The organism is Paraburkholderia sp. Clong3 (genome assembly GCF_050436485.1).
In the GTDB taxonomy this organism is placed as follows: Bacteria; Pseudomonadota; Gammaproteobacteria; order Burkholderiales; family Burkholderiaceae; genus Paraburkholderia; species Paraburkholderia tuberum.
In genome coordinates, this window is record NZ_JBNDMH010000002.1 from 3,964,357 (window position 1) to 3,990,553 (window position 26,197).

The 26,197-nt window shown below is 61.3% G+C and carries 25 protein-coding genes; 12 read left to right on the forward strand and 13 right to left on the reverse strand.

Annotated elements, in window-relative coordinates; translation table 11 throughout:
* Positions 1–123: 123 nt before the first annotated feature.
* The 3 genes from OKW30_RS22480 to nadC all read left to right on the forward strand — a co-directional run bounded on the left by OKW30_RS22480 (position 124) and on the right by nadC (position 3,513).
* Positions 124–1,320 carry a DesA family fatty acid desaturase gene (locus tag OKW30_RS22480; RefSeq protein WP_184072649.1) on the forward strand — a complete coding sequence of 399 codons (1,197 nt, stop codon included), beginning with the start codon at positions 124–126 and terminating at the stop codon, positions 1,318–1,320.
* Positions 1,321–1,450: 130 nt separating this feature from the next.
* The gene (gene nadA, locus OKW30_RS22485; protein ID WP_187630486.1) at positions 1,451–2,590 is read left to right on the forward strand and encodes a quinolinate synthase NadA; all 1,140 of its coding nucleotides are present in this window, start codon (positions 1,451–1,453) and stop codon (positions 2,588–2,590) included.
* Entirely contained in the window at positions 2,590–3,513 is a 924-nt protein-coding gene (nadC, locus tag OKW30_RS22490; protein ID WP_429347598.1) for a carboxylating nicotinate-nucleotide diphosphorylase, read from the forward strand. The genes nadA and nadC overlap by 1 nt, the downstream gene beginning before the upstream one ends.
* Before the next feature lie 124 nt (positions 3,514–3,637).
* Here the strand turns inward: nadC and nadB are convergent, their stop codons facing one another.
* The 4 genes from nadB to radC form a co-directional block, all read right to left on the reverse strand.
* Positions 3,638–5,236 (reverse strand): L-aspartate oxidase, encoded by a 1,599-nt coding sequence (nadB, locus tag OKW30_RS22495; RefSeq protein ID WP_429347599.1) that lies wholly within the window; start codon positions 5,234–5,236, stop codon positions 3,638–3,640.
* Between the two features lie 226 nt (positions 5,237–5,462).
* Complete coding sequence (rpmG, locus tag OKW30_RS22500) at positions 5,463–5,630, reverse strand: 50S ribosomal protein L33 (RefSeq protein WP_008919555.1); 168 nt, start codon at positions 5,628–5,630, stop codon at positions 5,463–5,465.
* 10 nt (positions 5,631–5,640) lie between these two features.
* Positions 5,641–5,874: a 50S ribosomal protein L28 gene (gene rpmB, locus OKW30_RS22505; protein ID WP_007180631.1), complete on the reverse strand. Its 234-nt coding sequence runs from the start codon at positions 5,872–5,874 to the stop codon at positions 5,641–5,643.
* 210 nt (positions 5,875–6,084) lie between these two features.
* Positions 6,085–6,999 (reverse strand): RadC family protein, encoded by a 915-nt coding sequence (gene radC / locus OKW30_RS22510; protein ID WP_184072717.1) that lies wholly within the window; start codon positions 6,997–6,999, stop codon positions 6,085–6,087.
* 206 nt (positions 7,000–7,205) lie between these two features.
* Here radC and OKW30_RS22515 point away from each other — a divergent pair, with 206 nt between their 5' ends.
* From OKW30_RS22515 to OKW30_RS22545, 7 genes are all read left to right on the forward strand, one after another.
* The gene (locus OKW30_RS22515; protein WP_184072644.1) at positions 7,206–7,661 is read left to right on the forward strand and encodes an FKBP-type peptidyl-prolyl cis-trans isomerase; all 456 of its coding nucleotides are present in this window, start codon (positions 7,206–7,208) and stop codon (positions 7,659–7,661) included.
* Positions 7,662–7,663: 2 nt separating this feature from the next.
* Positions 7,664–8,623: a 4-hydroxy-3-methylbut-2-enyl diphosphate reductase gene (gene ispH / locus OKW30_RS22520; RefSeq protein WP_184006365.1), complete on the forward strand. Its 960-nt coding sequence runs from the start codon at positions 7,664–7,666 to the stop codon at positions 8,621–8,623.
* Between the two features lie 543 nt (positions 8,624–9,166).
* Positions 9,167–10,366 carry a branched-chain amino acid ABC transporter substrate-binding protein gene (locus OKW30_RS22525; RefSeq protein WP_429347600.1) on the forward strand — a complete coding sequence of 400 codons (1,200 nt, stop codon included), beginning with the start codon at positions 9,167–9,169 and terminating at the stop codon, positions 10,364–10,366.
* Positions 10,367–10,594: 228 nt separating this feature from the next.
* Positions 10,595–11,545, forward strand: coding sequence for a branched-chain amino acid ABC transporter permease (locus OKW30_RS22530; protein ID WP_184051600.1), 951 nt, complete (start codon positions 10,595–10,597; stop codon positions 11,543–11,545).
* Positions 11,546–11,571: 26 nt separating this feature from the next.
* The gene (locus OKW30_RS22535; RefSeq protein ID WP_184023149.1) at positions 11,572–12,741 is read left to right on the forward strand and encodes an ABC transporter permease subunit; all 1,170 of its coding nucleotides are present in this window, start codon (positions 11,572–11,574) and stop codon (positions 12,739–12,741) included.
* Between the two features lie 20 nt (positions 12,742–12,761).
* Complete coding sequence (locus OKW30_RS22540; RefSeq protein ID WP_184023151.1) at positions 12,762–13,553, forward strand: ABC transporter ATP-binding protein; 792 nt, start codon at positions 12,762–12,764, stop codon at positions 13,551–13,553.
* Positions 13,554–13,570: 17 nt separating this feature from the next.
* On the forward strand, positions 13,571–14,275 hold the full coding sequence (locus OKW30_RS22545; RefSeq protein ID WP_026225995.1) for an ABC transporter ATP-binding protein: 705 nt from the start codon (positions 13,571–13,573) through the stop codon (positions 14,273–14,275).
* Between the two features lie 107 nt (positions 14,276–14,382).
* Here OKW30_RS22545 and OKW30_RS22550 read toward each other — a convergent pair whose 3' ends face one another.
* The 4 genes from OKW30_RS22550 to OKW30_RS22565 form a co-directional block, all read right to left on the reverse strand.
* The gene (locus tag OKW30_RS22550) at positions 14,383–14,676 is read right to left on the reverse strand and encodes a GYD domain-containing protein (RefSeq protein ID WP_018421572.1); all 294 of its coding nucleotides are present in this window, start codon (positions 14,674–14,676) and stop codon (positions 14,383–14,385) included.
* A 263-nt stretch (positions 14,677–14,939) separates the two neighbouring features.
* Positions 14,940–15,413: a GNAT family acetyltransferase gene (locus OKW30_RS22555; RefSeq protein WP_184072640.1), complete on the reverse strand. Its 474-nt coding sequence runs from the start codon at positions 15,411–15,413 to the stop codon at positions 14,940–14,942.
* A 19-nt stretch (positions 15,414–15,432) separates the two neighbouring features.
* On the reverse strand, positions 15,433–16,617 hold the full coding sequence (locus OKW30_RS22560) for an acetylornithine transaminase (protein WP_429347601.1): 1,185 nt from the start codon (positions 16,615–16,617) through the stop codon (positions 15,433–15,435).
* A 313-nt stretch (positions 16,618–16,930) separates the two neighbouring features.
* Positions 16,931–17,962, reverse strand: a complete 1,032-nt coding sequence (locus OKW30_RS22565; protein ID WP_184072636.1) for a CDP-6-deoxy-delta-3,4-glucoseen reductase — start codon at positions 17,960–17,962, stop codon at positions 16,931–16,933.
* Positions 17,963–18,056: 94 nt separating this feature from the next.
* Here OKW30_RS22565 and OKW30_RS22570 point away from each other — a divergent pair, with 94 nt between their 5' ends.
* The gene (locus OKW30_RS22570; protein WP_184023162.1) at positions 18,057–19,088 is read left to right on the forward strand and encodes an SDR family NAD(P)-dependent oxidoreductase; all 1,032 of its coding nucleotides are present in this window, start codon (positions 18,057–18,059) and stop codon (positions 19,086–19,088) included.
* Between the two features lie 112 nt (positions 19,089–19,200).
* Here OKW30_RS22570 and OKW30_RS22575 read toward each other — a convergent pair whose 3' ends face one another.
* On the reverse strand, positions 19,201–19,389 hold the full coding sequence (locus tag OKW30_RS22575) for a hypothetical protein (protein ID WP_184072632.1): 189 nt from the start codon (positions 19,387–19,389) through the stop codon (positions 19,201–19,203).
* 167 nt (positions 19,390–19,556) lie between these two features.
* Positions 19,557–20,267 carry a pseudouridine synthase gene (locus tag OKW30_RS22580; protein WP_429347602.1) on the reverse strand — a complete coding sequence of 237 codons (711 nt, stop codon included), beginning with the start codon at positions 20,265–20,267 and terminating at the stop codon, positions 19,557–19,559.
* Positions 20,268–20,362: 95 nt separating this feature from the next.
* Here OKW30_RS22580 and OKW30_RS22585 point away from each other — a divergent pair, with 95 nt between their 5' ends.
* Positions 20,363–21,631: an MFS transporter gene (locus OKW30_RS22585; RefSeq protein WP_429347603.1), complete on the forward strand. Its 1,269-nt coding sequence runs from the start codon at positions 20,363–20,365 to the stop codon at positions 21,629–21,631.
* Positions 21,632–22,032: 401 nt separating this feature from the next.
* On the opposite strand, the gene OKW30_RS22590 is transcribed toward OKW30_RS22585, so the two are convergent.
* The 3 genes from OKW30_RS22590 to OKW30_RS22600 all read right to left on the reverse strand — a co-directional run bounded on the left by OKW30_RS22590 (position 22,033) and on the right by OKW30_RS22600 (position 25,945).
* A complete protein-coding gene (locus OKW30_RS22590; RefSeq protein WP_429347604.1) occupies positions 22,033–23,376 on the reverse strand; it encodes an AAA family ATPase in 1,344 nt (447 codons plus the stop codon).
* Positions 23,373–24,341, reverse strand: a complete 969-nt coding sequence (locus OKW30_RS22595; RefSeq protein WP_429347605.1) for a reverse transcriptase domain-containing protein — start codon at positions 24,339–24,341, stop codon at positions 23,373–23,375. The genes OKW30_RS22590 and OKW30_RS22595 overlap by 4 nt, the downstream gene beginning before the upstream one ends.
* 596 nt (positions 24,342–24,937) lie before the next feature.
* Positions 24,938–25,945 carry a hypothetical protein gene (locus OKW30_RS22600; RefSeq protein WP_429347606.1) on the reverse strand — a complete coding sequence of 336 codons (1,008 nt, stop codon included), beginning with the start codon at positions 25,943–25,945 and terminating at the stop codon, positions 24,938–24,940.
* Between the last annotated feature and the right edge of the window lie 252 nt (positions 25,946–26,197).

The window sequence follows — 26,197 nt, forward strand, 5'->3', positions numbered from 1 at the left end:
CTATTTGTTACAAACACTTGGAACCGTTCAAGTAGAATATCGTCCTATCCCGCTGTATGCTTTCACTTTCATGACACGCGCGCCGCGTGTGCTTCGTATCTCTCGTTCTGCAGGTAACTTACCTTGTTGAATTCTTTGCTCGATTTCCTTGCCCACGGGCTGCTGCGTTTCTCGTGGTGGCAACTCGTCGTGTACACGCTGATCGTGACGCACATCACGATTATCGGCGTGACCGTCTATCTGCATCGCTGCCAGGCGCATCGCGCGCTGGATCTGCACCCGATCGCCAGTCATTTTTTCCGCTTCTGGCTGTGGATGACCACCGGCATGCTGACCGGCCAGTGGGCCGCGATTCACCGCAAGCACCACGCGAAATGCGAGACCGAAGAGGATCCGCACAGCCCGCAGACGCGCGGCATCTGGAAGGTACTGCTCCAAGGCGCCGAGCTCTATCGCACCGAAGCGAAAAACGAAGAAACGATGCGCAAGTTCAGTCACGGTACACCGAACGACTGGATGGAGCGCAACGTCTACACGAAGTACCCGATTCTTGGCGTGAGCCTCATGATGGTGATCAACGTCGCGCTGTTCGGCGTCGTCGGCCTGACCATCTGGGCCGTGCAGATGGTGTGGATCCCTTTCTGGGCCGCGGGCGTGGTCAACGGCCTCGCGCACTTCTGGGGCTATCGCAACTTCAATTCGTCGGATGCGAGCACCAACATTTTCCCGTGGGGCATCATCATCGGTGGCGAAGAGCTGCATAACAATCACCACACGTATGCGACGTCGGCGAAGCTGTCGAACAAGTGGTACGAGTTCGACATTGGCTGGATGTACATCCGCATCATGCAGGCGTTTCGTCTGGCCAAAGTGAAGAAGGTCGCACCGACGCCGCGCCTGACCACCGGCAAGCTCGTGCTCGATCAGGACACGCTGCAGGCCGTGCTCGCGAACCGCTACGAAGTGATGGCGCGTTACGCGAAAGCGATCAAGCGCGCATACCGCCAGGAGCTCGCGCATCTGAAGGAAGTCGGCGCGCGCGAAAAGTATCAGGTGATGCGTGGTGCGCGCAGCTGGTTCCACAAGGAAGAGGCGGGCCTGAACGAGCCGCAGAAGCTCCAGCTGCCGCAGATTTTCGCGAACAGCCAGAAGCTGAAGACCTACATCGACATGCGCAACGAACTGGCGGCAATGTGGGAGCGCTCCAACGCGTCGCGCGAGCAATTGCTGGTGCAATTGCAGGACTGGTGCCATCGCGCAGAGCAGAGCGGTATCAAGGCGCTGCAAGACTTCGCGATGCGACTGCGTCGCTATGCCTGAAATCCATTAAAATTTCAGGACGTCACAAAACCCCGCGTTGGCGGGGTTTTGCATTTTTGGGCCGTGGAAATGCATTGCGCGTGTAGCGCGATCGGCAAGCCGCGGCGGCCAGGTGAGGGCAGAGGAGATGATGAAGCAGCAGGCGATCAGGACCGTCGAATTCGATCGGCCTCAGGCGCAGGGCACGACCTGCGGGATCGGGCAGGCGTGGGCGAAGGTACCCGAGACGCCGTCGGCGGAAGAAAAGCGGGCGCTGAAGGCGCGCATTCGCGAATTACTCAAGCGCGAGAAAGCGGTGCTGGTCGCGCACTATTATGTCGACGCCGAATTGCAGGAACTCGCCGACGAAACCGGCGGTTGCGTGGCCGATTCGCTGGAAATGGCGCGCTTCGGCCGCGATCACGAGGCGCAGACGCTGGTGGTCGCGGGCGTGCGCTTCATGGGCGAGACCGCAAAAATCCTCAGTCCAGACAAGCGCATTCTGATGCCGGATCTGGATGCGACCTGTTCGCTCGACCTCGGTTGTCCGGTCGACGAGTTCTCGGCGTTCTGCGACGCACACCCGGACCGCACGGTGGTCGTGTACGCGAACACGAGCGCGGCCGTGAAGGCGCGCGCGGACTGGATGGTGACGTCGTCGATCGGGTTGGAGATCGTCGCCGATCTGCATGCGCGCGGCGAAAAGATCATCTGGGCGCCGGACCGTCATCTCGGCAGCTTCATCCAGGGCAAGACCGGCGCGGACATGCTGATGTGGCAGGGCTCGTGCCTCGTGCACGACGAATTCAAGGGCATCGAACTCGATCTGCTGCGCGCCGATTATCCGCACGCGAAGGTGCTCGTGCATCCGGAGTCGCCGGCCAACGTGGTCGCCCAGGCGGACGTGGTCGGCTCGACCACGCAGTTGATCGACGCCGCGCAGAAGCTCGACGCGACGCACTTCATCGTCGCGACCGACCTCGGCATCCTGCACAAGATGCAACTCGCCGCGCCCGGCAAGACGCTGATTGCCGCGCCGACGGCCGGCAACAGCGCGACCTGCAAGAGCTGCGCGCATTGCCCGTGGATGGCGATGAACGGACTCGCCAATCTGGCCGATGTGCTCGAGCGCGGCCACAACGAAATCTTCGTCGAGCGTGGGATCGGCGAGCGTGCGCGTCTACCTATCGATCGCATGCTCGATTTCGCGGCGCGTCACAAGAAGCGCGTGCAGGCGAGCGGCGATCTCGCGCGCGACGCGCAACTGTATTCGAATGTGGGGGCAGCGTAATGAAGGTGGTGGAGAAGGCGCCTGAGCAGGTAGTGGCGCGCGAAGGGGCCGACGCAGTGTCGCCGCTTTTCGCGGCGATTCACGCGCAATATGGCGTGGCGTTCGACGCGGCGCTCGCACGCAATGTCGCCGATGCACTCGCCGAAGATATCGGCACCGGCGATCAGACCGGCCGCCTCGTGCCTGCCGATGACGTTCGCGACGCGCGCATCATCGTGCGCGAGGAAGCGGTACTGTGCGGCGTGCCGTGGTTCGACGCGGTGATGCGCGCGGTCGATCCTCGCATCGTAGTTCAATGGCGTTACCGCGAGGGCGACCGCATGAGCGCCGACACGACGGTCTGCGATCTTCGCGGGCCGGTGCGCGCGCTGCTGACCGCCGAGCGCAACGCGATGAATTTCCTGCAGCTGCTGTCGGGCGTGGCGAGCGCGACGCGCCGCTATGTCGACGCGATTGCTCACACGCACGCGCGCGTTCTCGATACGCGCAAGACGCTCCCGGGCTTGCGGCTCGCGCAGAAGTACGCGGTGCGCATCGGCGGCGGTGCGAACCAGCGGCTCGCGCTGTACGACGGCATTCTGATCAAGGAAAACCATATCGCCGCGGCCGGCGGCTTGGGCGCGGCGATGGACGCGGCGCTTGCGTTGAATGCGGGCGTGCCGATCCAGATCGAAGTCGAAACGCTCGAACAACTGGAAACTGCGCTCGCGCATGGCGCGCAGTCGATCCTGCTCGACAACTTCTCGTTCGACATGATGCGCGACGCGGTTCGCATCACGGCCGGGCGCGCGGTGCTCGAAGTGTCCGGCGGCGTGAATTTCGAGACCGTGCGCACGATCGCGGAGACTGGCGTGGACCGCGTGTCGATTGGCGCACTGACCAAAGACGTGCGCGCGACCGACTACTCGATGCGGATCGTTTGAGCGCCGCGCGTTTTAGCGCGACAGTCGACGCTCGTGACGACTTAACAAGGCCATTGCCGGAGCTTACCGGCAATGGCCTTGTCGTTTGTGGCGTCGTTTCAGCGTGTATTTCGGCCCAAGGCTGTCAGGGATTCGGCCTGCGTACATACTTCGGCGTGAGCACCGTCGGTAGCGCCTTGGGTAATGTGGACGGCCAGTCGCGGCTGAAATGCAGGCCGCGGCTTTCGCGCCGCGAGCGCGCGCTGTCCACGATCAGCGACGCCACATCGACCAGATTGCGCAGTTCCAGCAGATCGCGGCTCACCTTGAAGTTCGCGTAGTACTCGTGGATCTCGTCGCGCAGCAACGCGAGCCGATGCTTCGCGCGCTCGAGTCGCTTGTCGGTGCGCACGATACCGACGTAGTTCCACATCAGCCGGCGCAGTTCGTCCCAGTTGTGCGCGACCACGACCTCCTCGTCCGGATCGGACACGCGGCTTTCGTCCCAGGCCGGCAGCGGCGCGTGAACGGCGGCAGCGAAGCCTTCCTCTTCGATCGCCTTGGCGGCGGAGCGGCCGGTCACGAGGCATTCGAGCAGCGAATTGCTGGCAAGTCGGTTCGCGCCGTGCAGGCCGGTGCAGGACGTTTCGCCGACTGCGTAGAGACCCGCGAGATCGGTGCGGCCCGCCAGATCGGTGACGACGCCGCCGCACGTGTAATGCGCGGCCGGTACCACTGGAATCGGCTCTTTCGTGATGTCGATGCCGAACTCGCGGCAGCGTGCCAGGATCGTCGGGAAATGCTCGTGCAGGAACGCGGCCGGCTGGTGGCTGATGTCGAGGTACACGCAATCGATGCCGCGTTTCTTGATCTCGAAGTCGATCGCCCGCGCGACGATGTCGCGCGGCGCAAGCTCCGCGCGCTCGTCGTGATTGGGCATGAAGCGCGTGCCATCCGGCAGTTTCAGAATGCCGCCTTCGCCGCGCACTGCTTCCGAAATCAGGAACGACTTCGCGTACGGGTGAAACAGGCACGTCGGGTGGAACTGAATGAATTCCATGTTCGACACGCGGCAGCCGGCGCGCCATGCCATCGCGATGCCGTCGCCGGTCGCGGTGTCGGGGTTGGTCGTGTACAGGTAGACCTTGCCGGCGCCGCCGGTCGCGAGCACCGTATGCGGCGCTTCGATCGTAACGGTGCGGCCGCTTTGCAGATCGAGCGCATACAGACCATGGCAGCGGCGGCCGGGCAGGCCGAGGCGTTCGGACGTGATCAGGTCGATTGCGTAATGGTCTTCGAACAGCGTGATGTTCGGATGCTGGCGCACCTGCTCGCTGAGCGTGGCGACGACCGCGTGGCCGGTCGCGTCGGCCGCGTGAATGATCCGGCGATGGCTATGGCCGCCTTCGCGCGTCAAATGAAAGCCCAGTTCGGCGGCCTCGTCTTTCGTGAACGGCACGCCCTGTCCGATCAGCCATTCGATCGCGGCGCGCCCATGCTCGACGATAAAGCGTGTCGCCGCCTCGTCGCACAGGCCGCCGCCTGCGGTCAGCGTATCGCGCACGTGATTCTCGACGCTGTCCGCCGAATCGAGCACCGCGGCGATGCCGCCTTGCGCCCAGTCGCTAGCGCCTTCGGTCAGCGATCGCTTGGCGATCACAGCAACGCGCCGTGTCTGCGCGAGATTGAGCGCGACGCTCAAACCAGCCAGACCGCTACCGACAATCGCCACATCGAATTCCATTGCCCACATCTCCGTCTTTCGTTTTGCGATGACGGCGCGCGAACCGCACGCCGCGAAAACGACAAAGGATACGCGCCGCATCGCCCTGGCGAAAGCTGGCCAAACGGAATAGGGCGATTCGCGCGCGCCTTGCGGAGCTATCGCGAGGTCCGCGCAAAAACAAAAAAGCCTCGCACGAATGCGAGGCCTTTCATGTTTTTGCCTTCGTCAGGCTGGAGAGCCAAGATTACTTGATCTTGGTTTCCTTGTAGTCAACGTGCTTGCGGATGACCGGATCAAATTTCTTGATCAGCATCTTTTCCGGCATGTTGCGTTTGTTCTTCGTGGTCGTGTAGAAGTGACCCGTGCCTGCGGTCGATTCCAGCTTGATCTTGTCGCGTGCGCCTTTCGCCATGATTTACTCCTTAGGCTTCACCGCGTGCGCGCAAATCTGCGAGCACAGCGTCGATACCGTTCTTGTCGATCAGGCGCAGACCGGCGTTCGAAACGCGCAGACGCACCCAACGGTTTTCGCTTTCCACCCAGATACGGCGGTTTTGCAGGTTCGGCAGGAACCGGCGCTTGGTCTTGTTGTTCGCGTGGGAAACGTTGTTGCCGCTCATCGGCGCTTTCCCAGTTACTTGGCATACGCGTGCCATGAGAGCACTCCTAATACGCTAATTCTGAGTTCGAACGCCGTGAAAGTTTCCCGAAAAGAGCCGCGCTGAAAGTGTGCGAAGTTGCGCCGAATTTGCATCGAGACACTTCGCTACCACAGCTGCCTGACCTTTGCGGAACGCCTTGATGGCTTCGGAACAGGGGGTTGGAAATAGGCAAACCGGAATTCTAGCAGAAAAAAAGCCGCAAAATCAAACCTTATTTGCGATGCGGGACGCTGCGCCGTACGGCGGCCATTCCGCCTCCCGCGCTCGGGCGGGCTTGCGCGCGAGCCCCGGCCAGCCGGCGCGGGCGAACGAATATACGGTGTCCGCGCCGATCACCAGATGATCGATCAACTGCACATCGACGAGCGCGAGCGCGTCGCGCAGCGTCTGCGTGAGGCGGCAGTCGCTGGCACTCGGCTCGACGGCGCCGGACGGATGATTATGCGCGACGATCAGGCTGGCCGCGTTCGCGGCGAGCGCCCGCCGCACGATCTCGCGCGGATACACGGCCATGCGCGTGAGCGAGCCGCGCGCGCTTTCCTCGCAGCGGATCAGCCGATGCCGGGCGTCGAGAAACAGCGACACGAACACCTCCTGCGGCTGTCCGCCGATCAGAAGGCGCAGATAACTTTCGACCGCTTCGGGCGAATTCATTAGCGGGCGCTTGCGCATCTTGTCGACCAGCGAGCGACGCGCCATTTCCATGATCGCGAGTAATTGCGCTTTTTTCGCGGGGCCGATGCCGCGAATGCCGTCGAAGTCCGCATAAGTCGCGTCGAGCATCGCGCGCAGGGAGCCGAAGCGATCCAGCAGCGCCCGCGCGACGCTGAACACGTCGTGACCGGGCAGGCCAGAGCCGAGCACGAGCGCGATCATTTCGGTGTCCGACAGCACGTCGGGGCCCTGCTCGATCAGTCGCTCGCGCGGCATGTCGCGCCGGAGCCATTTACCCCGAAACAGTTGCCGCCGGCAGCGGGCGGTGGAGTCGGCGGCTTCTGACGGGGCCTCGGCCGACCGATTCGCGGCGGCTTTCACGCCGCCTCCGGCGCGTGCCGGCGCCTTCGGTCGTCGCAGCGTTGGCGCAGGTGTTTCGTCGATTGTGCTGGCGAAATCAGCCATATATATAGAGTCCTCCGCGTAAGGTTGACGGCGCACGCGGCGCAATGCGCCGCCGGGCCGTGCCGCCCTCGCGCGCGACGGACTCAAGCCGGCGCCCGCTAGGTGGCTTACAATAGACACTTTGCGCACGGCACGCCGACGGTTTGCCACACGCGTCGACTGCCCCGCGGCGCACGCGTGCAGCGCTTCGACTGAGCGAGCATTGCATGAGCATCATCGATATTTCCGAGGTGAAACCCGGTTCACACGTCACGCTGCATTACCGGCTTTCCCTTGCCGATGGCGCCGAAGTGATCAACACGTTCAACGACAAGCCGGCCACGCTGCTGCTCGGCGCCGGTCAACTGGCGCCGCCGCTGGAAGATATTTTGCTGGGTTTGAAGGTGGGCCGCCATTCGACCTTTCAGCTAGCGCCGGGCCAGGCGTTCGGCCCGCGCAATCCGGATCTGATCCAGCGCGTGTCCCTCGCCACGCTGCGGGAGAACAGCATGATCGGCGAGGATTTTTCCCCGGGTGACCTGATCGAATTCAACGCGCCGGGCGGCGGGCGCTATGCCGGCGTACTGAAGGAAGTTGGCGAAACGTCGGCCCTATTCGATTTCAATCACCCGCTTGCCGGCCAGGCGCTGGCGTTTGAAGTGAAAATCATCGGGATTCTGTAAACATGAGCATCACGGATACGACTCTTGCCGAAGCGGAGATCCTGCTGGCCCAGCCACGCGGGTTCTGCGCCGGCGTCGACCGGGCGATCGAGATCGTCGAGCGGGCCATCAAGCTGTATGGCTCGCCGATCTACGTGCGTCACGAAATCGTCCATAACGCCTATGTGGTCGAAGACCTGCGCAAGAAGGGTGCGATCTTCATCGAGAACCTGGACGAAGTGCCGGCGGGCAACACGGTGATCTTCAGCGCGCATGGCGTGTCGAAGGCCGTGCGCTCGGAGGCGGAGTCGCGCGGGCTGCGGGTGTACGACGCCACCTGTCCGCTCGTGACCAAGGTGCATATCGAAGTCGCGAAGATGCGCCAGGACGGTTTCGACATCGTGATGATCGGCCACAAGGGCCACCCGGAAGTCGAAGGCACGATGGGCCAGGCGGCCGAGGGCATGCATCTGGTCGAGGACATCGAGGATGTGCAGGCGTTGCAGCTCGCCGATCCGGAGCGGATCGCCTTCGTCACGCAAACCACGCTGTCGGTCGACGACGCCGCCGAAATCATCGGCGCGCTGAAGGCCAAGTACCCGTCCATCCGTGAGCCGAAGAAGCAGGACATCTGCTACGCCACGCAGAATCGCCAGGACGCAGTGAAGTTCATGGCGCCGCAGTGCGACGTCGTGATCGTCGTCGGCAGTCCGAACAGCTCGAATTCGAACCGCTTGCGCGAGCTCGCCGAGAAGCTCGGCGTGCCAGCCTATATGGTCGATTCGCCCGATCAGATCGATCCGGTTTGGGTCGAGGGCAAGCGCCGCATTGGCGTGACCGCCGGTGCGTCGGCGCCGGAGGTACTGGCGCAGGCGGTGATCGCGCGTTTGCGCGAACTGGGTGTGCGCAACGTGCGCGCGCTCGAGGGCATCGAGGAAAACATCGCGTTTCCGCTGCCACGCGGGCTCGGTCTGCCAGCCTGACAATCCGTTAGCTACACTGAAAGGAAAGCGCGCCCGTGGGCGCGCTTTTTTTATGCCCGTGCCCGACGAACCTCTGATTAAATTAAGTGCCACATCGAATGACCGGTCAACTTTCGGTGGTCTCGCGCACAAATTATTTTGAATGGTGATCGGGGCTTTTATCGATTTTGGCGCGATGCGTCCCCGTTTTAAGCTCGCCAAAGCTTTAAGACGGATTGAGAATGCACTGAATTGGTGCAATTTGCCGAGCGCGCGCTAAATGGTCATACCCGACGCAAAGCCCGGCCTATCCGGGATTCGCGCCGATCGCCCGCAACACTTGATGCCAGCGGGTTCGGCGCCGGTGCAACTGGTGCACGAAAACGGATCGCAACCAGGTTGCGCCTTTTGACGGATTTCGCTCTCAAAATCAGGTTGCAATGCAGGAAAACCCCACCGGTTCAACAATATTGCCACCCGCATAATTGGAGTTACAATGCGCGCGTTCTCAAGGCCTTGAGGTCCTGGACAGTGGATTTTGCAAGGCGCAGGAGACCTTACTTGATGCGAGTCAAATTTGCTTACGCCGTGTCCATCGCGGCCACGGTTGCGATGCTGACCGCGTGCGGCAAGAAACAGGATGGCGAAGCGGGAACGGGCACATCGGGGGCCTCGGCCGCGGCGGTTGCCGCCGCGAGCGAAGCGACTATCGTGAAGATCGGTCATGCGGCTCCGTTGACGGGCGGCATCGCGCACCTGGGCAAGGACAACGAAAATGGGGCGCGCCTCGCGGTCGAAGAAATCAATGCGCAGGGTTTGACGATCGACGGTCGCAAGATCCAGCTGCAACTCGACGCGCAGGACGATGCAGCGGACCCGAAAACCGGCACCGCCGTCGCGCAGAAGCTGGTCGACGATCACGTGGTCGCGGTGATCGGACACCTGAACTCCGGGGTCTCGATTCCGGCGTCGAAGATCTATAGCGACGCGAGCATCGTCGAGATCTCGCCGTCGTCGACGAATCCGGCCTATACGCAGCAAGGGTTCAAGACGACCTATCGGGTGGTCGCGACCGACGCGCAGCAGGGTCCGGCGCTCGCCAATTACGCGACGAAGGCGCTGGGCGCCAAACGCATCGCGGTCGTGGACGATGCGACCGCCTACGGCAAAGGTCTCGCGGACGAGTTCACGAAGACCGCCGAGGCGAGCGGCGCGAAGATCGTCGCGCGGGAGGCGACGAGCGACAAGGCCACGGATTTCCGGGCCATTCTCACGAAGATCAAGAGTGTTCAGCCGGACGCCATCATGTTCGGCGGCATGGACGCGACGGGCGGGCCGTTTACGAAGCAGGCGGCGCTCGGTATCAGGGCAAAAATCCTTGGCGGCGACGGTGTGTGTACCGACAAGGTAGGTGAGCTGGCGGGTACCGCCGTGCAAAACCTGGTCTGTTCGGAAGCAGGACTCGCGCTTTCGAAAATGACCAATGGAGCGGACTTCGAAAAGAAGTACGAGGACCGCTTCCACACGCCGGTGCAGATTTACGCGCCGTTCACGTATGACGCTGCGTACGTGATCGTCGATGCAATGAAGCGCGCTAATTCTATCGAGGCGCCCAAGGTGCTGGCTGCGATGCCTTCGACCGATTACAACGGGGTAATCGGCCACATCGCGTTCGACGACAAGGGTGATTTGAAAGAGGGCGCCATTACGCTTTACGACTTCAAGGACGGCAAGAAAGCAGTGCTCGACGTCGTAAAGATGTGATGACGGGAAGTTCGGCCTGACGGCACCGACACCATCCAACGGTGCCGTTTTTGCATCCGCCCGAGGTGAGCTCGCGACCGCGTCACGGTCGTCAGGGCAAGCCGGCAACGGATAACCCTTACCGGTCTTTTACATCAGTACCCGCAGTGCCGTTGAGATTCGTAGCGCATCACCGCCCACCGGCAGATGAAAAACGCGAATCCAGTCGCACGGGCTAAGGAGCATTAAATGGATATCTTCATCCAGCAGATCATCAATGGACTGGTGCTTGGCAGTGTCTACGCCATCATCGCACTGGGCTATACGATGGTTTACGGCATTCTGGGCATCATCAACTTCGCCCACGGCGACGTGTTGATGGTGGGCGCGATGGTTGCGCTTTCCGCCATAGGTGTGCTGCAGAACCACTTCCCCGGCCTCGGCAATGTGCTGACGCTCGTGATCGCGTTGATCATCGCGGCGGCGGTCTGCGCGGTGGTCGGCTACACGATCGAGCGGGTCGCCTACCGGCCGTTGCGGCGTGCGCCGCGTCTCGCGCCGCTGATCACCGCGATCGGTGTATCGATTCTGCTGCAGACGCTCGCGATGATGATCTGGTCGCGCAATCCGCTGCCGTTCCCGCAGTTGTTGCCTACCGACCCGCTCAACGTGATCAAGGCCACCGACACGACGCCCGGCGCCGTGATCTCGATGACTGAAATCGTGATCATCGTGGCGGCGTTCCTCGTGATGGGCGGCCTCCTGCTGCTCGTGCACAAGACCAGGCTCGGCCGTGCGATGCGCGCGATCGCCGAGAACCCGAACGTCGCGAGTCTGATGGGTGTGAACCCGAACTTCGTGATTTCGGCGACCTTCATGATCGGCTCGGCGCTGGCTGCGCTCGCCGGCGTGATGATCGCGTCCGAATACGGCAACGCGCACTTCTACATGGGCTTCATCCCTGGCCTGAAGGCCTTTACCGCGGCGGTGCTCGGCGGTATCGGCAATCTCGGCGGCGCGATGGTCGGCGGCGTGCTCCTCGGCCTGATCGAGCAGTTGGGTGCCGGCTATATCGGCGACCTCACGGGCGGCGTGTTCGGCAGTAACTACCAGGACGTGTTCGCGTTCATCGTGCTGATCGTCGTGCTGGTGTTCCGTCCGTCGGGCCTGCTCGGCGAACGTGTCGCGGATCGCGCCTGATCCCGGGCCACAAGGAGTCAACAATCATGACCTCAATTCAACCGATCGAGCCGTCCACGACGCTCATCCCCGAAAAGAACCGCACGAAGACGCTGACTATCGGTATTCTCACGGCGATCTTCGTGATCGCGGCGCCGATGGTCATCGGTGCCGCGGGCGGCAACTACTGGGTCCGCGTGCTCGACTTCGCGATGCTGTACGTGATGCTCGCGCTGGGCCTGAACGTGGTGGTCGGCTTTGCCGGCCTGCTGGACCTGGGCTACATCGCGTTCTACGCGATCGGCGCCTACACGGCCGCGCTGCTGAGCTCACCGCACCTCGCGACGCAATTCGCGTGGATCGCGCATCTCGCGCCGAACGGCATCCACGTGCCGATCTGGATCATCGCGCCGATCGCGATGGCGCTCGCCGCGATGTTCGGGATTCTGCTCGGTGCGCCGACACTGCGTCTGCGTGGCGACTACCTCGCGATCGTGACCCTCGGCTTCGGGGAAATCGTGCGGATCTTCATGAACAACCTCGACCGTCCGGTGAACATCACCAACGGCCCGAAGGGGATCACCGGGATCGATCCGGTGTCCGTCGGCGGCTTCAGCCTCGCGCAGACACACTCGCTGTTCGGCATGCAGTTTCCGTCGGTGTACCTGTACTACTACCTGTTCGTGCTGTGCGCGCTGTTCGTGATCTGGACCTGTACGCGTCTGCAGCATTCGCGGATCGGCCGCGCGTGGGCCGCGATCCGCGAAGACGAAATCGCGGCCAAGGCGATGGGCATCAATACCCGTAACGTGAAGCTGCTTGCGTTCGCGATGGGCGCGTCGTTCGGCGGCCTGTCGGGCGCCATGTTCGGCTCGTTCCAGGGTTTCGTGTCGCCGGAATCGTTCACGTTCTGGGAATCGGTCGTGGTGCTCGCCTGCGTGGTGCTCGGCGGCATGGGCCACATTCCGGGCGTGATCCTCGGCGCGGTGCTGCTCGCGGTGTTCCCCGAGTTCCTGCGCTCGACGATGGGTCCGCTGCAGAACATGATCTTCGGCCATGAAATCGTCGATACCGAAGTGATCCGTCAGTTGCTGTACGGCCTCGCGATGGTCGTGATCATGCTGTACCGCTCGGAAGGCCTGTGGCCCGCGCCGAAGCACGAAGACAGGATTGCGAAGCTGGCGAAGCGTGGCGGCAAGAAGCCGGTGCGCGCATAAGGTCCGGTGGAGAAAAAGACATGAGCGATAACGTAAGCAACAACGCGACGACCCGGCTGTCGGTGAAGGGCGTCAACAAGCGCTTCGGCGGCCTTCAGGCGCTTTCCGAGGTCGGCCTGCAGATCCGCGCGGGCGAGATCTACGGCCTGATCGGCCCGAACGGCGCCGGCAAGACCACCTTCTTCAATGTGATCACGGGTCTGTACACGCCGGATTCAGGCGAGTTCAAGCTCGACGGCGAGAGCTACACGCCGACCGCGGTCTATCAGGTCGCGAAGGCGGGCATTGCGCGCACGTTCCAGAACATCCGTCTGTTCGGCGGCATGACCGCGCTCGAAAACGTGATGGTCGGCCGTCATGTGCGCACGAAGCACGGTCTGCTCGGCGCGGTGTTCCAGACGCCGGCCGAACGCCAGGAAGAGCGCGAGATCAAGGAGCGCGCGCTCGAACTGCTCGACTACGTCGGCATTACGCAGTACGCGGACTATACGTCGCGCAACCTGTCGTATGGCCACCAGCGGCGGCTCGAAATCGCGCGTGCGCTGGCGACCGATCCGAAGCTGCTCGCGCTCGACGAACCGGCGGCCGGCATGAACGCCACCGAGAAGGTCGAGCTGACCAGGCTGCTCGACAAGATCCGTGCGGACGGCAAGACGATTCTGCTGATCGAACACGACGTGAAGCTCGTGATGGGTCTGTGCAATCAGATGACGGTGCTCGACTACGGCAAGGTGATTGCGCAAGGTTTGCCGCAGGACGTGCAGAAGGATGCGAAGGTGATCGAAGCTTATCTGGGTGCGGGGGTCCACTGATGTCCACGACGCAAGCAATGTTGAAAATCAAGGGCCTGCAGGTCAACTACGGTGGCATCCAGGCGGTCAAGGGTGTCGACCTCGAGGTCGGGCAGGGCGAACTCGTCACGCTGATCGGCGCGAACGGCGCGGGCAAAACCACGACGATGAAGGCGATCACCGGCCTGAAGGCGTATGCGGCCGGCGACATCGAGTACATGGGTCAGTCGATCAAGGGGTTGCCCGCGCATGAGCTTCTGAAGCGCGGTCTCGCGATGGTGCCGGAAGGGCGCGGCATTTTCGCGCGCATGTCGATCGTCGAGAACATGCAGATGGGTGCGTATCTGCGCAACGATGACGATGGCATCAAGTCGGACGTCGAGCGCATGTTCGGCTTCTTTCCGCGTCTGAAGGAGCGTGCATCGCAATACGCGGGCACGCTGTCGGGCGGCGAGCAGCAGATGCTCGCGATGGCACGCGCGATCATCTCGCGGCCCAAACTGCTGCTGCTCGACGAACCGTCGATGGGTCTGTCGCCGATCATGGTCGAGAAGATCTTCGAAGTGGTGCGCCTGATTTCCTCTGAAGGCATGACCGTGCTGCTCGTCGAGCAGAACGCGCGGCTCGCGCTGCAGGCGGCGAATCGCGGCTACGTGATGGACTCCGGTCTGATCACGATGTCGGGCGACGCGAAGCAGATGCTCGACGATCCGAAGGTTCGGGCCGCCTATCTGGGTGAATGAGTGGGTGAATAGTTGGACGTATGCCCTTTGCGCACACGTCCGGCTTGCAACGCGCCCAGCGATGCAATGTCGCGGGGCGCGTTTTATTTTTCTGGTTGGGACGTGAATTAAGGGAGTCGCCCGATAACCGAACTGATTTCGTCTTTTGTGAACGCACGCAGCGTTTGCGAGCGGACATTGCCGGCCGAGCCGAGTGCGAAGCCGAAGGCGAGGAAGCTCTGCTCGTCTGCCGCTTCGACGACCGAGACAACGTCGTATGCCCCTAACGTCCAGTAGATCTGCTTCATCTCGCAGCCAAAAGATTTCGCCATTTCCGCCGCCTGCCCGGCTCGCTCTGCACTGTTCTTGATCGTGCGGATACCCTGATCCGTAAATTGCAGGAGCACCACATAAGTCGCCATGAAGATTCCCCTTAGGATTCCAACGCGTTGGGACTCAGACGCATGAGCCGCCCCCGGGGGGGAAGGGTCGCGATTCGCCGCAAACCTGTCTTTCCAGCGCCGGCGTCGTCTCGTGCGTAAACGATTCTAGGCAATCCAACTGCTCGCCATCTGCTATTTGTCCGAATTCGCCGATACGTGCGCTGCTTGCGGGAGAACCATTGAAAAAGTCGCATGCGTCAAGCAACGCATGCGGCTTTCTTTAATCAGTCGTACGACGCGAATCAACTGGCCGGGGCCGCGTCGGCGTATTGGCCGAGCCGCTTGCCGAGGCTGATCACCGCATCGGTGCGATACCCGAGCGCATCGTAGAACGCCCGTATCTCAGCCGTTGCCGACGACAGTATCTGCAGGTTCAGCTTCGGACAACCAAGCTTCGTCAACTCGCTCTCGACGTGCGCGACGAGCCGCGTGCCGATGCCATGACGTCGCAGCGATGCGTCGACCGCGAGCGAATACAACCAGCCGCGGTGTCCATCATAGCCGCCCATTACGGTGCCGACGATGCGTCCATCGAGCACCGCGACGAAGAACAGCTCCGGTTGCGTCGCGAGCTTGTTGGCGATCGACTGACGCGGGTTGCGCTGCGGTCGCGTCACGTCGCGATACTCGGGAAACACGTCCTGCCATAGCGCAATCACGGCTTCGGTATCGGTCGCGTCGAAGCGGCGGATCGACAGCGTCGTGTTCGTCGTCATCGGTGCGCTCCGTGGTTGATTACAGCGAGTCGAGAACCGAGCGCAGCATCGCCAGCATCCGGTCGATTTCTTCGGTCGTCACGTTAAGCGCCGGCATGAAGCGCAGCAGGTTCGGACGCGCGGCGTTCAGCAGCACGCCGTCGGGTTGCATGTCGCGCGCCTTCTCGACAATCTGGTTGCCGATGTCCTTGTCGAGCAGCAGCGCGCGCAGCAGACCCTCGCCGCGCTCGCCCTTGAAGCCGCGCTCCTCGGACAGCTCGAGCAGCTTCGTGCGCAGATATTCGCCGCGCGAGCGCACGCCTTCGAGGAAGCCCGGCGCCGTCAGTTGCGAGATCACCGAGTAGCCGACCGCGGTCATCAGCGGATTGCCGTTGTAGGTGCCGCCCTGATCGCCCGCTTCGAACACGGCGATTTCCGCCTTCGACAGCAGCGCCGCGAGCGGCACGCCGCCGCCGATGCCTTTGCCGAGCGTCATGATGTCCGGCTCGATGCCCGACAGCTGATACGCGAACAGCGTGCCGGCGCGACCGCAGCCGCTTTGCACTTCGTCGACGATCAGCAAGATGTTGTGTTTTTTCGTCAGCTCGCGCAGTTGCTGCATGAACTCGCGGGTTGCGGGGATCACGCCGCCTTCGCCCTGGATCGGCTCGAGCATCACCGCGACGGTCTTCGCGTTGATCAGCTTTTCCACCGACGCGATGTCGTTCAGGTCCGCCTTCGGGAAGCCCGGCACCTGCGGCGCGTAGATCGTGTCCCAGCCCGGCTTGCCGCTGGCCGACATCGTCGCGAGCGTGCGGCCGTGGAAGCTGTGGTCGAACGTGATGATCTCGAACGCGCCGTCCTTGAACTTTCTGCCCCACTTGCGCGCGAGCTTGATCGCGCCTTCGTTCGCCTCGGCGCCGCTGTTCGCGAAGAACACCTTGTCGAAGCAGCTGTGCTGCGTGAGCAGGTCCGCTAGCTTCGCCATCGGCTCGTTGTAGAACGCGGGCGACGGGTTGATCAGCAGCTTGGCCTGCTGGTTCAGCGCTTCGATCATGCCGTCGTTGCAGTGGCCGAGACAATTGACCGCCCAGCCCTGAATGAAATCCAGGTAGCGCTTGCCATTGTTGTCGTAAATCCACGAGCCTTTGCCGTGCGTGAAAACGATTTCAGGCCGGTTCGTGATGTACATCAGCGAATCGATTGGATACTCATTGAAATTCATGACGGCAGGCTCCAGGCAAAAGGGTAAGAGCAGGGTGAAGAAACGGTGACGATTTGGCCAATAAAAACGGCGGCCGGAAAAACAGAAAAGCCACGGCATGCCGTGGCTTTCATGATTCGAACAGCTTGCGCCCAGGTTTTGTGTGGCGCGAGTCCGTGACGAAGCCAGCGGCGTCCCTAAGGGAGCGGCGAGCGGCGACGTCGGAATTCGGACTGGATGCGGTTCATGCGCGAAAGAATACGACAAGAAAAGCGCTGGTGTAAACCATGAATTTGCACTGGCGCTGCATCGGGGGGAATTTGCCGCCGTGCAATCAGACCGCGTTCGCGAGATCGGCCGCGCTGGTGAACGAGTCCGCGTAGAACTCGTCTTCCGGCAGCTGGTGATGCTGCGTGAAGTCGCGCAGCGCCGATTCGACCATCACCGGCGCGCCGCATGCATACACCTGGTAGGCCGACAGATCGGGCAGATCCTCGATCACCGCCCGATGCACGAAGCCCGTGCGGCCCGTCCATGCGTCGCCCGCATCGGGCTCGGAGAGCACCGGCACGAACTTGAAGTTCGGAATCTCGCGCGCCCATTGCTCGGCGAGTTCGAGCAGATACAGGTCTTTCTTGCGGCGCGCGCCCCAGTAGAGCGTCATGGGGCGCGTCATGCTCTTGAACACCGCATGCTCGACGATCGCCTTCAGCGGCGCGAAACCGGTGCCCGACGCGAGCAGCACGATCGGCTTGTCCGAGTCTTCGCGCAGGAAGAACGTGCCGAGCGGCGCTTCGAAGCGCAGGATGTCGCGCTCCTTCATCGTGTTGAACACATGGTCGGTGAACGCACCGCCGGGCATGTGGCGGATGTGCAGTTCGACCGGGCCTTCGACGTGCGGCGCGCTCGCCATCGAATAGCTGCGGCGCTTGCCGTCCTTCAGGGTGAATTCGAGGTACTGGCCGGCCAGATATTGCAGACGTTCGTTGGCGGGCAGTTGCAGCTTCACGACGATCACGTCGTCGGCCTTGCGCTCGATCGCGTTCACGCGGCACGGCAGCTTCTTGACCTGCACATCGCCGACGCCGGCCACTTCGCGGATGTCGACTTCGAGATCGGAGCACGCGGTCGCGCAGCACAGGAGCGCCATGCCGCGCGTCTTTTCGTCGTTCGACAGCGCCGACGACGAGTGCGCGCGCTGTTCGACCTCGCCGCTCACGACCGTGCCTTTGCACGAACCGCACGCGCCGTTCTTGCAGCCGTACGGCAGGCCGATGCCTTGACGCAGCGCTGCGGAGAGCACCGGTTCGTCCTGTTCTACCTGAAACTGCCGGCCGGTTTGCCGGAGCGTGACGTTAAATGCCATAAAGTGTTCGGAATCGAAAATTCGGAATCGTAATGGGACCCGCCGGATCAACCGCGCGGTACCTGTTGCGTGTGACCGCTACAATGCGCCCACCATGAAAGCGACACGAAACTTCCGCCGGCCGCGCGTGCTGATCGTAGGATGCGGCGACGTCGGCATGCGCTGCGTGTCCCTGTTGCGGCCGCGCGCGCGTATCTTCGCGTTGACGAGCCATGCCGCGCGCTGCGATGAGTTGCGCGCCGCGGGCGTGATGCCGCTCGTCGGCGATCTCGACGCGCGCGGCAGCCTCAAACGGCTCGCGCGCCTCGCGCCCACGGTGCTGCATCTCGCGCCGCCGCAGAAGTCCGGCGACGACGATCGACGCACTCGCGCGCTGCTTGCGACGTTAGGTGCCGCGGGCCGCATGAACGCTTGCGCGGCGAGGTCGTCCGTCGCGCCGATCGCGCGGTTGCGCCGTGCGCGCGCTTCAGGTCTGGACGCTGAAACACCCGATATTGTACCCGACGGGGTGCGCCGGACCGGCGCTTCGCGCGCACCGGTGCGCATCGTTTACGCGAGCACGACGGGCGTCTACGGCGATTGCGGCGGCGCGTGGATCGACGAAACGCGCGCGCCGCGGCCCGCGAATGCGCGCGCCAAACGTCGCGTGTCGGCCGAGCGGCAGTTGCGGCGCGCGACGGCGCGCGGCAGCGTCGCCACGAGCATCGCGCGGATCCCGGGCATCTATGCACGCAACCGTCTGCCGCTCGCGCGGCTCGAAAGAGGCACGCCGGCGCTCGTCGATGCCGACGACGTCTACACGAATCACATCCACGCCGACGACCTCGCCGCGATCCTCGTGCGTCTCGCCACGCATGGCCGGCCCGCGCGCGCACTGCACGCGTCCGACGATTCGTCGCTGAAAATGGGGGAGTATTTCGATGCGGTCGCCGATGCGTTCGGGCTCGCGCGCCCGCCGCGCATCACGAGAGAGCAGGCGGAGCAGCAGATCGATCCGATGCTGCTGTCGTTCATGCGCGAGTCGCGCCGGCTCGTGAACCGGCGTCTGAAGGAGGAATTGCGGGTACGTCTGCGCTATCCGAGCGTCGAGGATTTTTTGCGCGAGGCGAACGGGAAACGCGGCTAGGCCGGCAGCAGAAACAAAATACCGCCCCGCGAGGGCCGGGTTGCCCCGCAAAGCGTATCCGCCGCACCGCATCAATGCGCCGCGCAAAACGAGCTGCGCGGTCCAACCGGCATCAGCTCAGCGCAGGCAGCACTTCCAGCAACAGGAAGCACAGCATGCCGCCGATCAATGCGCCGATCAGATTCGGATGGTACTTGTGCCGCAGCCGCATGATGACCAGCAATCCGCCGACCAGCAGCAGCGCAAGGCAGATGAACACGATCATCGCGTGCGAAAACGCCATCGTGCCGTCGATTTGCATGACGCCCCTCCTTGAAACCTTTGTAGTCGTTTGTTTAGACGAGTATAGGGCGACATGTAAGCACCGGCATGCTGCAACGCAACGGCCTAGGTTCGGTGCACCGCAATGCGCGCGGGCTTTCTCCGGCGCATCAAGGGCTTAGGCGGGCGCTCGTTGGGGCTAGTCGTTTACCCGGCCCGCAGCGCGGCAAGAGCCGCTGCGTCGAGCCATTGCCATGCGCCGGGCGCGAGCGCCGCGGGAAGCGCGAGCCCACCGATCCGTTCGCGATGCAGCGCCTCGCAGCGGTTGCCCGAGGCCGCGATCATCCGCTTGACCTGGTGGTATTTGCCTTCGAGCACGGTGAGCGCGAGCGTGTGAGTGTCGCGCGCCTGGGCGTCGAGCGCGGCGCTCGGTTTCGTTTCGCCGTGCAGCAGCACGCCGTCGCGCAGCGCGGCGAGCTGCGCGTCGTCGAGCGGATGGCGCGTGGTCGCGACGTAGAGCTTCGGCACCTTGCGTTTCGGCGACGTGAACTGATGCACGAACTTGCCGTCGTCGGAGAGCAGCAGGAGGCCCGTGGTGTCCTGATCGAGACGGCCGACGCACTGCACGCCGCGCTCGGCGAACTGCGGCGGCAGCAGGCTGAACACGCTCGGATGATGCTGCGGATCGCGCGAGCATTCGTAGCCGATGGGCTTGTTCAGCAGCAGATACGCGTGCTCGCGATACGGCCATTCGACGTTGTCGACGCTAAAGCGCAACGCGCCGCCATCAATAGCGAAATCGGCGTCGGCATCGGTGCAAATCGCACCGTCGACGCTGACGCGGCCGTCGCCGATCAGCGCACGGCATTGGCGGCGCGAACCGAAACCTTGAGTAAAGAGAATGCTTTCGAGATTCATGGCGAGCGAAGAATAACACCGCAAGAAGCGGAGCGCCCCGCAGGCCCTGAGCGCCGACGATGAATGCCTCACGTCAAAACCTCGGGAGTGCATCGATGTCCGCCACGTCTTCCCCTTCGTCGTCTTCGCCGTCCAATGCGCGACGTCTGCCCCGCGCATTCCAGCGCCTCGCCTGGTCGAACCTGTGCGCGCAATCGGCGGAGCAGATCAGCCTCGCCGCCGCACCGCTCGTCGCGGTGTTCGCGCTCGGCGCCGACGCGCGCGATACCGGTCTGCTGCAAACCGCGCAGACGCTGCCGTTCCTGTTGCTGTCGATGCCGCTCGGCGTCTGGGCCGACCGCCGCTCGCGCCGCGTGCTGATGACGCTCGCCGAGAGCGTGCGGGTCTGCGCGATGCTGTGCGTGCTGCTGCTGGTGCTCACGCATGCGTTGAACCTGCCGCTGCTCGCCGCGCTCGGCTTCGTCGCCGCGACGGGTACGGTCGCCTACAACGTTGCGGCGCCGTCGCTGGTGCCGTCGATCGTGCCGCGCGACGCCTATGCGAGCGCGAACGGCCGGCTCGAACTCGCGCGCAGCGTCGCGTATTCGGCGGGGCCGGCGCTGGGCGGCGTGCTGGTCGGCTGGATCGGCGCGGGTTGGGCGTATGGCGGCGCGGCGATGTTGTCGGCGTTCGCGGTCGCGTTGCTGGCGGGATTGCACGAGCCGCCGCGCGCGGCCGCGCCGCGGTGGCACTTCATGCTGGAGCTGCGCGACGGCACGCGCTTCGTGCTGCGCGATCCGTTGCTGTTGCCGATGCTGCTGACCGCCGTGTTCTTCAATCTCGGCTTCTTCATCATGCAGGCGGTCTATGTGCCTTACGCGGTGCATCGGCTGGGGCTCAATGCCTCGGCGGTCGGCGTGACGCTCGGCGCGTACGGGGCCGGCATGGTCTGCGGCGCGCTCGCCGCGCCCGCGGTCGCGCGGCGTCTCGCATTCGGCCGTCTGCTGATCGTCGGACCGTCGTGCGGCCTGCTCGCGTCGCTCGTGATGGTGGCGACGCTGATCGTCCCATCGTTCTGGCTCGCGCTCGCGAGCTTCTTCCTGCTCGGCGCGGGACCAATCCTGTGGGTCGTCGGCTCGACCACGCTGCGTCAGGCGATCACGCCCGAACGGATGATCGGCCGCGTGTCCGCGCTGATCAGCACCGCCACCTACGGCGCGCGGCCGGTGGGCGCGCTGCTCGGCGCCGCGCTCAGCGCGCGCTGGAGCATCGACGTGTGTCTGGTCGCGGCGTCGCTCGCGTTCGTCGTGCAGGCGCTGATCATCGTGATGTCGCCGGCGGCGCGGCTCCTGGGCATTCCCGAACAGAGCGCGGCGGCGTGCTGAGCGGCGGAGCGCGGCACGCGGTGAAGCCACCCCTCGCCCCGATGAAAATGGATTTTCACCGGGGTGCAACAGGGCTCGGCTGCCGAACCCCCTTGTCTGAAGGGCCGTAGGCCGCCCCAGTTATTGGGATGTCGCACACTGAACATCAAGGGCCTACGCGTAGCCGCGCCACATGTGTCAGAGTGGGTGCGACAAAGTTCGTGCGACTGGCCTACGTTCGCGCCAAAGTTGTAGCATGTCTCCGGCCGCGATCGGCCGGAGCCGACCCGTTGCAGCCCCCTAGCGAGGTTCAGCAGATGTCTCAATGTGCCTGGAAAACGGCCACTGACCGTCCGGAATGCGAAGAGCAAGCCCAGCCTTAGCCTATCTGTCGTCGCACGTCTCTGGAACAGGGCGCGCACCTAAGTGTTCAAAAAGCCGGATAGTGAATGCGCGAATGCACGCGCCTGTTCATCATATGTTTCGCACAAGTGTAAGAACATTTCGTCTTCTGACACGATCCTGTTTCGAATCAATGCAGCGTACAAATTCTTTCCATTTTGATTATCGATGCCTGGATTTTCTTCTATAGACAAACGAGGCCAATGATTTCCATCAGTGTATTCGATGAAAATTTGTTTTTCTATACTCTCCCATGGAAGAAACTCAATATTGTGTCGATCTCTCGCGTAACGGAGTGCACGTTGATCGCCGTCGAGAACGGAAATTACATTGCCTTCGGTAGAAAAGAAGTTTTGATCGGAATTCCTATCCATCAATCTAACGGTATTCGTCCCGCCACCAATAAATATAATCTTGTACTTATAAAATGTCCTCAAGAGATATCGCTTAATGACAAATTCTATGAAATTTTCCAGTACATCATCCTCAGTGAGGATGTACTTGTCCCAGCCTGCAAAACCAAATAGCAAGCTCTTTGCATAATTGAAAGAAACGGGCTGAATATCGAGCACCCCATCCTTTGACTCGATGTAGTGTAATTCTTCGGCTTGCAGTGTTTCCATCATCGCGAGAGAGTGCGTTGTGAATACAATGTTTACCGCGTACTTTTGGCAATACACCCTTAGCTGCGCGACAAGTTTCGTCTGCGCAGCAGCGTCAAGGGAAATATCAATCTCGTCGATAACGATTAGCTTTCTGCCAGCAACTATATTGCGATAGAGAGATATTAGAAAATACTCACCAGAGCTAAAATAATCCTCTCGAATATATCTGCTTTCATCAAGAATTTGGCAATAGTAAGATTTCTTCTTAATGACAATGCAACGCAAATTATCAAACTTATTGTTATCGTAAATTGTATGAAGGAAATCGATCAACTCGTCGGGGCGCGTGTAACTTTCTATGACGATGTTACGTCTGATTTCGTGGTCTGCATCACTGATACTCTGGAAAAAATTGAATCGATCACCATAGGGCATGGGTAGCTCGACTTCGAGGCTGTCGCGAAGTTGCTGAGCAACGACTGTCTTACAATTTAGGCTCTGAAGTTTGGGATCGAACGTAAATACGTATTCATATGGATCGCACGAGTAAATAATTTTGCTCGACGTCGAGAAAATGCTATCAACGGCTGTTTTCTTGAAAGTGTCTGCTATGCGAAGATTGCGCAGCGCCTTAACGAGAGTGGTCTTCCCAATCCCGTTGCGCCCAACGAGACAGGTAATTCCATTTGCGTCGAGATCAAGAGTCAGCTCTGCGGAGCGGACATGTTGCACGTTCTCAATTTTCAGGATCAGGTTCATCTCGATCCTTGGTGAATAAGTGTGTCGATTACGGTGACGCCATATTTCTTCCTGAGCTTATCAAGGTATGCGGAATCGACAGTATTCACATAATTCACATAGCCGGAAAGTTGCTCCGTGGCTTTGGAAAGATCCGCCTCTAAAAAGTCACGGAGTTTCGCACTGTCTGTAATGTAAAAATGAAGCATCGTTTCGATTTGTTGCTTCAATTTAATATCGACAGACACGGTACCGTTCGGCAGTATAACTAGGCCGAGAAGCTTTATTTTTCGACCAATGCTGGTAATCTTCGTTTTTTCTGGATTGAGTCTTAGGTGATCTAATTCGACAGATTTTAGCGTGTTTTCGATGGCAGCCGCGAGGTTGTTAAGGCCATCCCTATTTTGAGACGAGACGATGATGTCATCGGAGTATCGCGTGTAGACCATTCCATGATTGACGCAATAATCCTCAAAGTTATCGTCGAACCGATGCAAAACCGCATTACTTATGAGCGGCGAGGAAGGAAATCCAATTGGCAAGGCACCGCCGATAGTAACCAGTTCGATAATGCGATCAACGTGATCCATGAGGTCGGCGATCGGTGTGCGCGCCGCGGCGCTTTCGATGACGGAGCGCACCATCATTGAATCAATACTGGGGAAAAAATCCTGAATGTCGGCCTGGAAAAAGTGCTTGTTATGCGCATGCTTTTTTACGGCTTCGACAACATTCACACCTTTTCGGTAGGAAAATACGACCCGCTCATTGACATCGAGGTACTCGAACAGAAACAGTTTGAGGAAGCTGTGATATATCTTCATCGTCTTGTCTGGTGCGTAGACAAGACGTTCCTTCGACGCTTGGGTTCTGCCAACGTTGAGCGGTTTATATCGCGTATCTAAGGCTTCGCCTATGAAGTCACGATATTCGTATTTACCGTGGTACATCGCCCGAAACAGCTCTGCGAGTGGCTTCTTGGTCATAGAGACGCGTGAGTTAAGGTCGACGGGCCCGTTTCGCGACGCGCGAAACCAGCAGCCTAATGCATTATGCCGTCAGATGGCAGAGCCGGGGGAGCAGAACGGAGAGAGGGAGAAGGGGGCTGCTGCCAGCAGTTACAATTTGGGCGGCGGCCTCGAAGAAGCGCACCGCCCAATCGTAAAGTGGATGCAGAGCCGGGAGAGGCCAGACATAAGACCGGAGATGCTCCTAGTCGCTGGCATGCAAAGAGCTTAACGCAACTCACCTTGAAGTGCAAACGCATAGGCGGGTCGTGTGGTCCGACTCCGTGGACAGTCTTGTCCACCGATGAGGCTGCCTTCAAATTGTCCGTCCGGGAGCTAGCACACACGATTTGACTGCTATTAGTGCGTAGGTGGCCACTGTGAGCATCCGTCCCAATGTCGGTTCTTGGCCGAACCCTGTCCGATAGCTGAATTGAGAACCGCTTGCCGGCCCGCAGCGGATGATCGTCGCAAGTCGGACCCACAACGGCCAATTAGCTGTATTAGCCGACCGACCGAGGCGTCTACTTCCTGTTCTGAAACGGACGGCCGCAGTCCTCTCCGTCATGCAGGCGTTACCACGGCGGGTAGAAGGTATTGCCGAAACGCACTGGCATTCGCTGGCGTGCAGCAAGTCCATCCAACGCTGCTTGTCTCAACTCAACATATTGGCCCGCTATACCGTCAGTGGCGATCAACAGAGCGCACCCCATGACAGTCCCGGCGATCGTGGGAAACGATCCTGCACCGTGTAACGAACTATTTCGCCAATCGGCCAAAGCATCTGGCCCAGGCTTGTCCTCCAATTGCACTAGGCGACCGAATATTTCATCCAGATATCGCCCAGCCGCCTCCCCGGCAACCCTCGCTCGATAGAGCATCAGCAAGTCTCGGATGCTATTGCATTGCCCATTGCCGCGCTGCTCGGGGCGGTACGCCCTCAATCGTCCCGACTCCCCGCCACGCCTCGGTACCTCAAACTCCGCCAAAACGCGCCCGCTCATGTCGACAAATTCCGCGCACTTCAACTTGATGAGCCCCTCCAGCACGGGAAACGCGAGATACGTAAGCGTCAACAACGAATTCACAGTCAACTCTTGTACATGTACGCTTTGAATCTGCGTGATCAAGGCTTCTCGATGCCAATCGCTCGGACGCAAGCCCGGATTTCGAGCTGTTACCAATGCACAGTGGATTGCCGTCGACAGCAGTTCACGAAGCTCGGACTGTTCAGGCTGAAACACGTCAGCACGGCGACATAAGAGAACCTCCGCGCACCACGACCACAGTAGCTGATGGTCCGCGTCGACAACCGTAGTGAGTCCTGGCAATAACACGACCTTAGTTAAGCCCACAATCGCCGCGCACAGCGCGTCAAACTCTACCTCATGAAAGTTGACGCCATTTTTGTGAAGGCGGAAACGTTCGGATGCGCCGCCAATGGCCGTGCCACCGCCCGGTTGCGTTACTGCCGCCAACCAGTCATCACATAGCCGTGTGATTTGCTCTGCCGTTGCGGGCATACCACTAGCCTCATGTTTTTTGATGTTCCATCTTCTCACGGACAGCCAAAGTTTTGACACGGCCAGCGACCTTTCGGTTGCGACCGTTGCGGCGAGGGGCCGATAGGCTTTCGTGAAGAGACCGCCGGGAACTAGGTGCGACTGACCGTCCGTGGCCGACCTCTGCCTTCCGACAATCGGTACTCGCACCCAGGGGTCCTTTGACCCAATGCGCGCTCAGCGGTGGCTTTCAACAGTGCGGCGCCCGTGCGACCGCGGCGCCAAAACGATAGGCCATTCGCACTAACTCTGTCGGTCAATCGTAGAACTATG

Excerpts from the sequence above, each read along its gene's own strand:
- OKW30_RS22545 (WP_026225995.1), top strand. The coding sequence starts at position 13,571 with ATGTTGAAAATCAAGGGCCTGCAGGTCAACTACGGTGGCATCCAGGCG.
- OKW30_RS22560 (WP_429347601.1), bottom strand. The coding sequence starts at position 16,617 with ATGAATTTCAATGAGTATCCAATCGATTCGCTGATGTACATCACGAAC.
- OKW30_RS22535 (WP_184023149.1), top strand. The coding sequence starts at position 11,572 with ATGACCTCAATTCAACCGATCGAGCCGTCCACGACGCTCATCCCCGAA.
- radC (WP_184072717.1), bottom strand. The coding sequence starts at position 6,999 with ATGGCTGATTTCGCCAGCACAATCGACGAAACACCTGCGCCAACGCTG.
- nadC (WP_429347598.1), top strand. The coding sequence starts at position 2,590 with ATGAAGGTGGTGGAGAAGGCGCCTGAGCAGGTAGTGGCGCGCGAAGGG.
- ispH (WP_184006365.1), top strand. The coding sequence starts at position 7,664 with ATGAGCATCACGGATACGACTCTTGCCGAAGCGGAGATCCTGCTGGCC.
- OKW30_RS22550 (WP_018421572.1), bottom strand. The coding sequence starts at position 14,676 with ATGGCGACTTATGTGGTGCTCCTGCAATTTACGGATCAGGGTATCCGC.
- rpmB (WP_007180631.1), bottom strand. The coding sequence starts at position 5,874 with ATGGCACGCGTATGCCAAGTAACTGGGAAAGCGCCGATGAGCGGCAAC.
- OKW30_RS22585 (WP_429347603.1), top strand. The coding sequence starts at position 20,363 with ATGTCCGCCACGTCTTCCCCTTCGTCGTCTTCGCCGTCCAATGCGCGA.
- OKW30_RS22555 (WP_184072640.1), bottom strand. The coding sequence starts at position 15,413 with ATGACGACGAACACGACGCTGTCGATCCGCCGCTTCGACGCGACCGAT.
- nadA (WP_187630486.1), top strand. The coding sequence starts at position 1,451 with ATGAAGCAGCAGGCGATCAGGACCGTCGAATTCGATCGGCCTCAGGCG.
- nadB (WP_429347599.1), bottom strand. The coding sequence starts at position 5,236 with ATGGAATTCGATGTGGCGATTGTCGGTAGCGGTCTGGCTGGTTTGAGC.
- OKW30_RS22530 (WP_184051600.1), top strand. The coding sequence starts at position 10,595 with ATGGATATCTTCATCCAGCAGATCATCAATGGACTGGTGCTTGGCAGT.
- OKW30_RS22565 (WP_184072636.1), bottom strand. The coding sequence starts at position 17,962 with ATGGCATTTAACGTCACGCTCCGGCAAACCGGCCGGCAGTTTCAGGTA.
- OKW30_RS22540 (WP_184023151.1), top strand. The coding sequence starts at position 12,762 with ATGAGCGATAACGTAAGCAACAACGCGACGACCCGGCTGTCGGTGAAG.
- rpmG (WP_008919555.1), bottom strand. The coding sequence starts at position 5,630 with ATGGCGAAAGGCGCACGCGACAAGATCAAGCTGGAATCGACCGCAGGC.
- OKW30_RS22590 (WP_429347604.1), bottom strand. The coding sequence starts at position 23,376 with ATGAACCTGATCCTGAAAATTGAGAACGTGCAACATGTCCGCTCCGCA.
- OKW30_RS22580 (WP_429347602.1), bottom strand. The coding sequence starts at position 20,267 with ATGAATCTCGAAAGCATTCTCTTTACTCAAGGTTTCGGTTCGCGCCGC.
- OKW30_RS22515 (WP_184072644.1), top strand. The coding sequence starts at position 7,206 with ATGAGCATCATCGATATTTCCGAGGTGAAACCCGGTTCACACGTCACG.
- OKW30_RS22570 (WP_184023162.1), top strand. The coding sequence starts at position 18,057 with ATGAAAGCGACACGAAACTTCCGCCGGCCGCGCGTGCTGATCGTAGGA.
- OKW30_RS22575 (WP_184072632.1), bottom strand. The coding sequence starts at position 19,389 with ATGCAAATCGACGGCACGATGGCGTTTTCGCACGCGATGATCGTGTTC.
- OKW30_RS22595 (WP_429347605.1), bottom strand. The coding sequence starts at position 24,341 with ATGACCAAGAAGCCACTCGCAGAGCTGTTTCGGGCGATGTACCACGGT.
- OKW30_RS22525 (WP_429347600.1), top strand. The coding sequence starts at position 9,167 with ATGCGAGTCAAATTTGCTTACGCCGTGTCCATCGCGGCCACGGTTGCG.